This window comes from Kitasatospora sp. NPDC023385 (genome assembly GCF_055664045.1).
Genome location: NZ_JBVOOL010000061.1, coordinates 1 through 10,704 on the forward strand (window position 1 = coordinate 1; position 10,704 = coordinate 10,704).

Annotated in this window: 7 protein-coding genes and 1 pseudogene; 2 read left to right on the forward strand and 6 right to left on the reverse strand. The window is 70.6% G+C overall.

Annotation, left to right across the window (positions count from 1 at the left end):
- Nucleotides 1–1,346 precede the first annotated feature (1,346 nt).
- Nucleotides 1,347–2,099, forward strand: coding sequence for a hypothetical protein (locus AC0B61_RS36535; RefSeq protein ID WP_471746756.1), 753 nt, complete (start codon nucleotides 1,347–1,349; stop codon nucleotides 2,097–2,099).
- Between the two features lie 917 nt (nucleotides 2,100–3,016).
- Here the strand turns inward: AC0B61_RS36535 and AC0B61_RS36540 are convergent.
- From AC0B61_RS36540 to AC0B61_RS36565, 6 genes and pseudogenes are all read right to left on the reverse strand, one after another.
- Nucleotides 3,017–3,379 (reverse strand): annotated as a pseudogene (locus tag AC0B61_RS36540) (helicase associated domain-containing protein); the annotation flags it as partial.
- Nucleotides 3,380–3,446: 67 nt separating this feature from the next.
- On the reverse strand, nucleotides 3,447–4,625 hold the full coding sequence (locus tag AC0B61_RS36545; RefSeq protein WP_471746758.1) for an endonuclease domain-containing protein: 1,179 nt from the start codon (nucleotides 4,623–4,625) through the stop codon (nucleotides 3,447–3,449).
- 156 nt (nucleotides 4,626–4,781) lie between these two features.
- Nucleotides 4,782–5,687 (reverse strand): helicase associated domain-containing protein, encoded by a 906-nt coding sequence (locus AC0B61_RS36550; protein ID WP_471746760.1) that lies wholly within the window; start codon nucleotides 5,685–5,687, stop codon nucleotides 4,782–4,784.
- Nucleotides 5,660–6,532 carry a hypothetical protein gene (locus AC0B61_RS36555; RefSeq protein ID WP_471746762.1) on the reverse strand — a complete coding sequence of 291 codons (873 nt, stop codon included), beginning with the start codon at nucleotides 6,530–6,532 and terminating at the stop codon, nucleotides 5,660–5,662. Before AC0B61_RS36555 ends, AC0B61_RS36550 begins: the two co-directional genes overlap by 28 nt.
- On the reverse strand, nucleotides 6,529–7,314 hold the full coding sequence (locus AC0B61_RS36560; RefSeq protein ID WP_471746764.1) for an ATP-binding protein: 786 nt from the start codon (nucleotides 7,312–7,314) through the stop codon (nucleotides 6,529–6,531). Before AC0B61_RS36560 ends, AC0B61_RS36555 begins: the two co-directional genes overlap by 4 nt.
- Before the next feature lie 163 nt (nucleotides 7,315–7,477).
- Entirely contained in the window at nucleotides 7,478–9,049 is a 1,572-nt protein-coding gene (locus AC0B61_RS36565) for a Mu transposase C-terminal domain-containing protein (RefSeq protein WP_471746768.1), read from the reverse strand.
- A gap of 440 nt (nucleotides 9,050–9,489) precedes the next feature.
- On the opposite strand from AC0B61_RS36565, the gene AC0B61_RS36570 reads away from it, so the two are divergent.
- A complete protein-coding gene (locus AC0B61_RS36570) occupies nucleotides 9,490–9,960 on the forward strand; it encodes a hypothetical protein (protein ID WP_471746766.1) in 471 nt (156 codons plus the stop codon).
- The last annotated feature ends 744 nt before the right edge of the window (nucleotides 9,961–10,704 follow it).

Sequence of the window (10,704 nt, forward strand, 5' to 3'; positions counted from 1 at the left end):
GGGGGCGGAAGCCTGCGGCTTGGGCTTCCGCTGACGCGGAAGCAGCGGTGCTGACGCACCGCCAGGTGCGGGGGTGCCGGCTACGCCGTCACCGTGCGTGGCGTAGCCCCGGCTACGCCGGGGCGGGCGGGTGGGTGGCGGGGGGAATTTTGCCTCCGGCGAATTCGTGGGCACCGTGACGCGCCGTCTCGGCGGGGCGTCGGGCGTCGCTGCGCTCTGCCCGGCTCGGACTTTTTCCCCGGGCCTACGGCCCGTCAACCTGTCGGCATTCTGGCTTGATTGGGCGGGCCTTTTCACGGCCCTATCGGGCCGATCAGCTGGCAGCATTCCTGGGCTGCGCCCGGGGGTGAGCGTTGACGATGTGACGCGAAATTCGGGTAGCAGCCCCTTCCCTCGAATCCGACGGGGTGCCGGCCCCGGGCCTGCGGCCCCGGCGTTGACGATGCGTCGCGGACTTCGGGTATCAGCCGCAACCCTCCCCCTCCCGGCCCCCACCGATGACCGGCCTGCGGCCTGGTTGCTGGACTGTCGGCCCAACCGTCGCCCTCGGAGGCGGGCCTGCGGCCCTCGCCCGGACTCCCGGGCCACCGCCCCGGCCGTACCCACCCGAGGCCCCGTGGCGGTCCCTCACCGGCACCCTGCCCGCCGGTCCCTGACGGGCCCTCAACACCAGAATCCGAACCGGCGTCCAGAGCGTTTCCGGCAGCATTTCCGATGCCTTCACCAGAGCTGCGTACGGCCCTATCCAAGCCACCAGCAATGACGCACAGACAACGAATATAGACCTGCGCTGCGCCATTCTCAACCACACCATCCAGCGGCATCCTCACACCGAATGTGGATTGCATCCATCCCCTTTTCCCGAGTGAAACAGAAAAGCCGCACTAGGTGCAGCGGCGGGAAACTGAATTCAGGCACGCAGGAAAGGGGCCTACGGCCCTCGACACCGGCACGGCACCCGCCATTCCAGACCGCCCGGGAAATCCGGCGAGACGTCACCGAGGCAATCACCAGGACAACGACACCAAACCGAACACCGGGCCAGGACGGCGGGAAGGACAAGGCCCGAGACGGCCGGACAGGCCGGGCACCCCAGGCGGGCAGGGAACGGCCCAAGCGGCGCCACCAGAGCCCGGCGGCAGGACGGGCCGGACCAGGCGCAGCGGGACGGCCTGGCGGCCGACCAGGACGGGGGCCAGGGCCCAGCAGCGGAGCGCGGCACCGGGCGGGACGAGCAGCACGGCGGGGAGCGGCCGAGGCCGGCGGACCGGACGGTGGCAAGGGCATAGCGGAGAAGCAGGGGAGGGCGGCCTGGCGGCCTTCGTGCAGGTGCCTAGGCTGACGGAATGACAGGGGTACTGGAGTTCGGTGGGCTGCTGGCGCGTCTGATGGACCGACGGGCGCTCGACGCCACCGCGCTCTCGGCGGTGGCCGGCTCGGACCAGGCGGAGCTGCAGGCCGTACTCGACGGGCGGGAGCCGACCGGACGGCTGTTGCGGGACCTCGGGCCGATACTCGGGCTGCACACCGCGGACCTGTTCATCCTCGCCGGACAACCAGTCCCCGACGACCTCACACCGGTCACCCGCAACCCGAACTGGTCGATCAGATCCGTCGTCTACAACACGATGGTCATGCCCGCCGAGAACCGGACCCTGCTGCTGGACGCGATCCGGGCGCAGCCCCTGGTACAGCGGGAGGGGCGGGGCGGGGTCGACCGGCCGTACCACCGCTACGAGCCGGGCTTCGGTGCGGTGCTCCTGACGCTCACGCACAACCGGAACCTCACCTGGCTATGCACAGCGCAGGCCCTACACGCGGTGACCGGCGGGCGGACCTACCTATCGGCCTCGACCGTCGGCGGGGTGGGCCGCGGCACCATCGAACCCACCCCCGAACTGGTAGCCGGCTTCGCGGGCGTGCTCGGCCTTGCCGCACCCGACCTCGCGGTACTCGGCGGCATCCACCTGCCGGACGATCTGCCACCACCGCACCCTCGGGCAGCGGACGTGGCCGCCGTCATCTGGGAAGCCCGACACCTGACCACCGCCCAACTCGATGAAGTCCACCTCACATCCCGCCACCTGACCGGCCGCTAACCGACTCCTTCAGGCGCAGCACTGTGTGCCCACGCAGGGCGGCCTGGCGGCCGCGAAGGGGCGGTTACGGCCTGCGGCCGACCGGTGAAGGGGCAAGGGGCCAGGCCTGACGGGCCGGCACGGGCACGGGGCCGGGCCTACGGCACCGGCTTGGCGGGTAAGGCAAGCCGTCGAGCCCGGCCTGGCGGCCGGCACCGGAGCGCAGCGGCGGCGAGAGCGGCACGGCCTCGACGGGCACAGCGGAGCGGACGGCCTGACGGCCACCCAGACAACCAGAGCCACCACGGCCTCGACGGCGACCCAGGCGCAACAGGCCGGCCCGGACAAACCGAGCCACAACGGCGCAGCGGCACCGGGACGGCAGACCACGGACAGCAGCGCGCGGCGGAGACGACCACCCGAGAGCCCGGCCCCCAGGCCCGGGGGCGGCCGGGCCCGGGCCCGGCCGGGCAGAAACCGAACACCGACAGGCCCTCACCCGATCATTCCGGCTCGAATCAAGGAAACCGCTCTGGTCAATTCAAAGAAATATACCACACGAAATTCCAACCCGAACACACGACAAAACAGGCCACCAACCGGTCGAGCGGGCCAGGAGCACCCCCGACCCCACTAGCCACCACACACAGTCACCAACCCACCACCGGCCCGACCCACTGGAGGCCCCCAACAGGTCCAACCAAAGGTCCAGACAAGTTGGCATATGAGGCCATTCCACGCCCCACAGCACCAACAGGTCACACCCCGACGGGCCTTCGCCGGGTAGAGCCTCGCGTGGAGCGCCCGCACCTCCCACCACGGATCGTCCGCAGCGGAGACCAGCACAGCCATCAGCTCCCGCTACGTCGGGGCGGGCAGCATCAACGTGCCCAAGTCCTCTGCTGCCTGGCTTCGCCGGACGATAGATCGGTGTGCGGTCAGGGTCGGCTATCGGCGGCGACGGCATGAAGCGCGTCCAGCAGCGCGGCCTGCTGCTCGGTCAGCTTGCCGTCGGTGCGGGCCTTGTCCTGCTTGCGCGGCCACGTGCCGGGCCGGAACGCCGGGTCGGCTTCGCCGCCGGTGCGGTTGGCCGGGCCGTCCAGAGTGCCGCCGGCCTCGAGGTACGCCAGCAGGCGGCGGTACGACCTGTTCCAGTCCGGCTCCAGGCGCCACAGCTCGTCCAGCGCGTCGAGCTTGGCGACCTGGTCGGGGTTAAGGTTGTCGACCTTGCGCTGGCGGCGCATCCACGCGCCCACCGCGTAGTCGTCGAGCTTCACGGTCGCCGGGATCGCCAGGTGGCCGTGCTGGTGGTGGCATGCAGCACCGGGCCCAAGTCCTTTGCCGTGCTGGCCTGTTCAGCCCTGGCGCTCAGAGCATCCCGGACTCGACTGTCCGGGCCAGGATGTACTCCGCCTCAGCCGCCGTCAGACGAAGGCTTGAAAAACCTCTCTGCCCGAAACAGCGGACCCTGCATTCATATCCGCTGTCGACGACCTCGGTGACCGACACGCACATGTGCATCGGAACATCGCACCCCTGAAGACCTCGTTCGAGGTGAAGGTGGCGGCGCAGCGCGGCGAGTCTGTGGTGCGGTGGCAGGGTGCGGTGGGTACGGCAGCCGTTGCAGTTCAGGAGGTGCTGCACGCTGCCTTTGTGGGCGAGGAACTCCTTGCCCTGGCCTTCCATGGTGTTGCAGCTTCCGCACAGGGGCCCGCGTACCAGGCCGTGTTCGTGGCAGTGGTCCCAGGCCGCTGCGGGCCTGGCCGGTTCGCAGATCGCGCACAGGAAGTCCTCGGCCCGCAGTCCGCGTTCTCGTACGCCCGCGTAGGCGGCTCCTGCCAGTTCCTGCTGGTAGCGGCGCAGTCCTGCGGCGGCGCAGGCGGGGCAGATCACCTTCCAGCCGCTGGTGGTGGATGTGTGCCAGGTCGAGTCCGTGCTGTGCGCGCCGCAGGTGCCGCAGACGCGGCTGCCGGCAGCCAGCGCGGTCTCGGCCTCCTCCCACTGGTCGAGAACGAGAGCGAGGGTGCGCGGGATCAGCCATGTGTCGTGCGACCAGACCAGCGTGGGCACGGGAAGCACGCAGGCGATGGAGTAGTTGGCACAGCGCTGGAGCAGAGCTTCGGGGGTCAGGGCGCAGGGAAGCGCCCACCCGTCGGAGCGTCGCTGGCAGGAGGACGTTCCGCACGGGCAGCCATTCTTCATCCGCATAACGAAGCCCGCGTGGTCGGCCCAGCGACGGATCTGTTCTCTCCAGCCCGTACGAGCAGGTGCCGTCGGCCTGGGCTTGCCGGGACCGTGTGGTCGTGGGTCGACGAGGTCGCCGGGATCCCAGGGCAGTGCGGCGATCGTGCGCCCGGCCGTGCGGACCTCGGATTCGTCGAACTGCCACCGGTTGGCGAGCTTGTGGGCCCGCACCGGTACGTGTCCGAAGAAGACGAGATCGTGCTCGGCGAATCGCTTGCGCTGGAACTGCTCGGGCACCGTCGGGACCAGGCAACCGCGTACCTCCTCGGCCAAGCACTGCACGGCCAGCTTTTGACTGATCATCCGACCAGCCTGCCATCCGGCTCTGACAACGGGCCTGGATGATCGGCTGCCCCGGTCTGGTGTGCAGCCGCGAGGCTCTGCCGACTGAACCGGACCGTGACCGCGGGTCCGGGCGCCTCTTCCCGCGGCAGGCTGCGGGTCGTCTTCCGTCGTTCGTCAGTGGGGTTGCGGCGAGATGGCCGTCTGCCAGGCTCCGAGGACGTCGAGCAGCTCGGTCTGCTGGGCAGTGTGCGCGCCGGTGGCGGCGAGGCGGTTCTGCTTGCGTAGCCAGGATCCGGGGCGGAAGTGGGGGTCGCTCATGTGGCCGGTGCGGTTGGCCGGTCCGTTGAGGCCCCCGCCTTCGGCGAGGTAGGCGGTCAGGCGGCGGTAGGAGCGGTTCCAATCGGGCTCCAGTTGCCATAGCGGGTCGAGGGCATCGAGGGCGTGGTGCTGGTGGTCGGTCAGGCCCGCGGCCTTGCGCTGGCGGCGTATCCAGGAGCCGACGGCGTAGCCGTCCAGCGTTTCCTTGGCGGGGATGGCGAGGTGGCCGGTGCGGGCCGCCCAGGCTTGGGCGTAGGCGTGGCCGCGTTCCCAGGAGCTGGCGTTCTTCGACCAGATCATGTCGAGTGCGTCGAGTTCGGTGATACGGGCGGGGGCGAGTTCGCCACAGGTCTTGAGGTGGCGTTGCCGGACGATCCAGGCCATCAAGGGGCCGTCGTGGTCGGGGTCGGTGGGGTCCAGATGGTGGTGCTCAGCGTGGAAGGCGGCTGCTGCGGCGTACATCCGTTCCCATTCGCGCCAACGCGGGCCGTCTTTCTTCAGCCGGCGGCGGCGGTGGGCCGTGCCGGCCAGGTGCGGGGGCACGTCGGGGACGCCGACGAAGGCCGTCCAGTCGGGGCCGTCCGGCAGCGCTTCCGGGAAGGCGTAGCGGGCTGGGCGCTTGGTGGGGTGGGGGTGTTGGGGTGGGCGCAGTCGGCAGTGTTCAGCGTTCTGCAGCAGGGGTGCCAGGGCATGGTCGGGCGGGGCAAGGAGGCGGGTTCCGGCGGTGGTGAGGTTCAGGTAGCGGGCGGCGGCGTCCAGCAAGATGCGGGTCCAGTGCGGGAGTTCGTAGGTGGCGCAGCGGGCGGGGGTTCGGCCGTGGCGCGGGGCGTGGAGAGTGAGGGTGGCGCAGGTGGAGTTGTAGTCGGCCGGGGTGGCGGTCGCGAGGTGGTGGAAGGACGCTCCGGTGACCAGGGTGGTGGCGAGCGCTGCGGCGTGTTTGGGGTGGGCGAGGCGGTGGATGCGCTGGACGGCTTCGTTGAGGAGGCGGTCGGGCGGTGAGGGGGCGGTTGGTCGTTGGCGGTAGGGGCTGGGGCGCAGGTGCAGAGGGGTTCGGGGATGTCGGACAGTGCGAGGCGGGTCAGGGCCGGGATGGTCAGCCAGTCGAGGCTGGAGGCGCGCGGGGTGGGCGGCAGCGGCGAGCGGGGTTGGGGGTCGGGCGGGGCGTGCGGGGGCAGGCCGGTGGTGGTCGTGTGCGCGGTCGCGTGCAGGGCCGTGGTGAGGGCGGGTGGCGTGGTGCGGTGGCAGACGATCGTCAGGTCGATGCCGGTGCGCTGCTGCAGGTCCAGCAGGCGGCGCCAGGTGGGTGGGGCGAGGAGGTGGGCGCGCAGAACGGTCAGGTGCTGGGCCGAAGTGGCGAGGATCCAGGCTGCCGCAGCCGCCCACAGCAGGCCGTGGGCTCTGCTCCAGGGACCGGGTGGCGTGTAGGGCTTGCCGATGGCGGCCAGGACGTCGAGAGCGAGGTCGTCGGCGCGGGTGGTGCCCGGGGTCGGGTGCACGGTGATGCGGCCGGCAGTGGGGTCGTGGGCAGCCAGGGCGGTCTTGGTGCAGGCCGCGTCGTCGCCCGGATCGAGCGCCAGGGTGACGCCGGGCGCCCGGCGCGGGTTCACGTCCTGATGCCGATGCGGTCGTAGACCTGGCGCAGCAGGTGTTCGTCGATACGGGTGCCGCCCTGGGCTGCCAGGCCGTCGGTGGCGAGTTTGGTGATCCGGGCCCAGGCGCGGAAGTTGCCGTGTGCGGCCTGCTTGTCGACCAGGGCGATCAGGTCGGCGTCGACGCCGTCCCACAGCGGGTGGAAGGCGGGGATGGTGGCCAGGACCTCGGGCAGGGTGAGCGGGTGGGCCTGCTGCCAGATGTAGACGCGGGAGGCGAGCATCGGTTCGCGGCGCAGCACCTTGGCGCAGCCGTCACCGCCGGCGAAGACGACGGCGATGTCGGTTGCGGGGTCGTCCCACAGGTAGCGCCAGTACTCGAAGCACTCCCTGGACATCCATTGGGCCTCGTCGCAGACCAGGACGTGGAAGCCGCGGGTGAGGGCGTCTTTGAGGACGGCGTCGAACTCGATCGGCCGTGCGGGAGGCTCGCCGGGCAGGCCCAGGGCGCGGAACAGTTCGTGGCGGATGTCGCGCGGGGTGGGCCGGGCCCGGAAGGCGATCCGGTAGGAGTTGTGCGGTGCGAGCAGGCGCAGTGAGGCGTTCACCGACAGGGACTTGCCGTTGCCGGCCGCGCCGGAGATGCACATCATCGCGCGGGCCTCCAGGGTGGCGGCGATGTTCTCCCGGGCGGTGCGCAGCGCCTCGGTGGCTACCGTTCGGGCGCCTTCCAGGTGCAGGTAGTGGTCGGCGCGCTCGGGCGGCAGCATGCCGGGACGGACGGCGGGTGCGGTGGTCACAGTGCGGGCTCCTACGGGGCTCAAGAGAAGGGGCGGGCGGGGCCGGCAGTCTGAGAGGGGCTATGGCCCCACCGGGCGGGCCATAGCGGTCGGCGGGAGGGAGCGGTCGGCGGCGGACATGGGTTGCGACTGCGGTGTGTGCGGGCTGCGGCTGCGGTGCGGTTCAGGCCGGCGGTGCTGGGGCCGCTGGGTCGGTGTCGGCGCGCTCGGGCCCGGCGGGTGCGGTGGCGCGGGGCAGGACCCATCCGTCCGGGACCGGGGCGTGCGGGAGCAGCCCGGGCAGGGCCAGCGCCTTAAGGTCCCGGCCGTCGGTCGCCGCGAGCTCGGCGTCGGCCTCGGCCGCGGTCAGGGTGCCGAGCGGTCGCGGCGGGGCCGAGGTGGTCGCGGCCGCGAACCGGCGGCGGCGCAGCTTCTCCGCGGCCTTCAGGTCCGCGCGCAGCCGGCGGGCGGCGGTGGTGCGGGCCGCACGCAAGGCGCGGATCTGTTCCGGGCTCGCCTGCTCGGCGAGATGAGCGGCGCCGAGGTGGTGACCGGTGGACGCGTCGAAGACCTCGATCTCGCCGTCGTGGTGCGGCAGATGGCGCAGGCGAATCTTCGTGTCGGTGTGGCCGACCATCCACGGGGCGATGTAGGGGCGGCTTCGCCAGGAGATGCCGTTCGTGGTGATCGTGCGGGTACGGCCGTCGTCCTCCAGGGCGAAGAACGCCAGGTGCCCGGGCGCAACGTCGCGCAGCGGCGTCGGGTCGGCAATCCACGCCTCGGCGGGGGTGCGGCCGTCCAGGCCTGACGGGTGGTGCTCGGTGTTCCACCAGCGCACCCAGTCCAGGAGCAGCGCGACGAACGCGGCGAACGTCAGCGGCGGCGCGTCCGGATCGGCGAGCCGGCCGCCGGTGAGTTTCTGGCGGTGGGTGTAGCGCGGGAGGGAGACGAGGAACATCTCCTCGACCGCGTCGTTCAACGCCTCGACCGTGCCCTTCAAATGCGGGCTGTAGGCGGGCAGGTCGTGCACGGGAACCGCGAACGCACCAAGCGCCGCGGTCACCGTGGCGCACAGGAACTCCTTCCCCCGGTCCACGCGCACCATGGCTGGCAGGCCGCCGGCGGGACCGAACGGGTCGGTACGGGCGATCGAGGTGCGCAACGCGGCCAGCACCGCGTCCCTCGACGGGGCGTGCGGCGTCACCGCCACCCCCGTGATCATCTTGGTCGCGCAGTCGATGAACCACGTGATCCACGGACACGCCAACTCGCCCTCGACATCCACCTGCACCGGCACATGCTTGTGATCGCCCTCCCAGCACGCATTCCTCCACGCGGCCGGCCGCTTTCCGAACACGTCGTGCGCCCGCCGCGCCGCCTCCCCACCCCGAAGACCCGCCCGCTCCCCCACCGACAACTCCCGCACCACCGCGCGGTGCAGGGCTGACAGCGACAGCACAGGCCCTGCTGCGGGGTCGTCTGCTGCGCGGGCTACCAGTTCGCGGTGGACGGCCGAGACGTTGCCTCCCCACAACGCCAGCAGACGCCGGACCTCCGAGGTGACGGCCAGCCGCGCGCGGGGGCGTGCCGAGAACCGCCCTTCCTTACGCGCCGCGGCGATCCAGTACCACACCGCCCGCACAGTCACCCCGAGAGACGAGGCGACAAGCCGCACATGAGACGTGGTCAACTCGCCCCGACTGTCCAGGTCCATCAACCTGGCCACGGCAGCGGACCGATCCAGCACCGGCTTCATCGGCTCGGGCACCACCACTCCCCCATACCGGTCAGTGCCCGTCTCCTTCACGGCAGGCCTCGTTGAGGCCAGGCTGTCCGCCCCACCCCGGTGCGACACCGACACGCCGCACGACAGCACACGATCGAAGGCAAACCGCCGCCGTGGCGTTTCACCGGACGCCGGACCCCCAGGTCTCTACTGCCACGGGCAGCAGCGTTCGGCTCCCGCTCTTCACCACTGCGGCGGACCCCTTTCACCGAGGCCGGCGACCGCCCGGACACCGCGCACAGTGGCTTCGTCCTCGACAACGGAAGGCGCTGAGCGATGAGTTCGAAGAGCACTGCGTACCGCGGGTCGGGAACTGAAAGCGCTGGAGCGTGCGGTCGTGCTGGTGAAGGCGTGGCCGGCGCCGACTGAAACAGGTAGAGGATGCGCTTGCTGGTCGTCATGATCTGTACATGGAACAAGTCGTCGATCTTGATCACGCGGCTGTCGAAGTCGCCGAGCGCAGGGCAGATTGGGAGCGCCGGGGGCTGGTAGTCGGGCACGTGACCTGGCGGGACGAGGCCGCGCCGTGGCCACCACGCCTTGAAACAGACCGGTCTTCGGTGACCGAACCCGACTCGATCGGCGTCCTCATCACAGGCCCCGGCGACGCACAGCTCTCGGCCGTCCTGTTCCGTGGCGGTTGGGCCGACATCGACTTCATCTCGACCATCGACGACGCGGGAACGCTGCCGACCCCTGACATCGATTCAGCCCGAGCCTTCGGCGATCTCCTCGATCGCAGTGTGGCCCGGGTCTTCGGTTCTCGCCTACGAAGCCAGTTCTCAGGGCTCCTTGAGATAAAGCACTCCGTAGAAGGCTCTGAAGCCTCCTCAGCTCCCGCTCCAGGACCACGGCCGCAAGCCACGCCCCGAGGCTGGTGATAACGATCGGCGTCGGCTCTTCACCGCGATACAGCAGGACACTTCACCGCGCGCCCGGCTCCCCCATTCACCATCCCCGGTTGACGGCGGCCGCGACCAGGGAAAAGAACCCCGACGACCCCAATGAACAGCCACGCCGATCCACTGAAAACCAAACGCCGATCATCATCCAGCGACACTCACAGCCGGAATACGAATCCCCTTCCACCCTCTTTCAGACGGCAATCCAAAAGCCCCACGCGGCGCAGCGGGCAGAAATCACATTCAGGCACCCCGGAAAGGGGCCTACGGCCCTCCACGCCGACACGGCGACCACCCTTCCAAACCGCCCAAAAATCCCGCCCAGCGTCAACCGAGCAATTCCCGGAGCAGCGCCACCAAACCGAACACCGGACCAGGACGGCCACCAGGGGGCCCGGAGGCGGCCGGGCAGCCCAGGGGCCGGGGCAGCCGGGACGACGGCCAGGACCGGCCACCAGGGCCTCCACGGCACGGGCTTGGACAGCGGGGCCAAGCCCCGCGCAGCGGGACGGCCTGGCGGCCGACCAAGACGTCGAGCAGGGCGCAGCGGCGGGGCACGGCGCCGGGCGGGACGGCGCGAGCGAGAGCTGACCCGTGACAGCGAAGTTGGGACGATTGTCATCGAAGCTGGGACAACGGCTGCTTGTGTCAGCGAATCAGGGAAGTAGCCCAGTTTGTGACAGCGAAGTTGGGAAGCGTAGGCATCGGGCAGGTGCCTGGGCA

What these genes read in the sequence shown, in the direction of transcription:
- AC0B61_RS36535 (WP_471746756.1), top strand. Translation starts at nt 1,347, where the DNA reads ATGACAGGGGTACTGGAGTTCGGTGGGCTGCTGGCGCGTCTGATGGAC.
- AC0B61_RS36545 (WP_471746758.1), bottom strand. Translation starts at nt 4,625, where the DNA reads ATGATCAGTCAAAAGCTGGCCGTGCAGTGCTTGGCCGAGGAGGTACGC.
- AC0B61_RS36565 (WP_471746768.1), bottom strand. Translation starts at nt 9,049, where the DNA reads ATGAAGCCGGTGCTGGATCGGTCCGCTGCCGTGGCCAGGTTGATGGAC.
- AC0B61_RS36570 (WP_471746766.1), top strand. Translation starts at nt 9,490, where the DNA reads ATGGAACAAGTCGTCGATCTTGATCACGCGGCTGTCGAAGTCGCCGAG.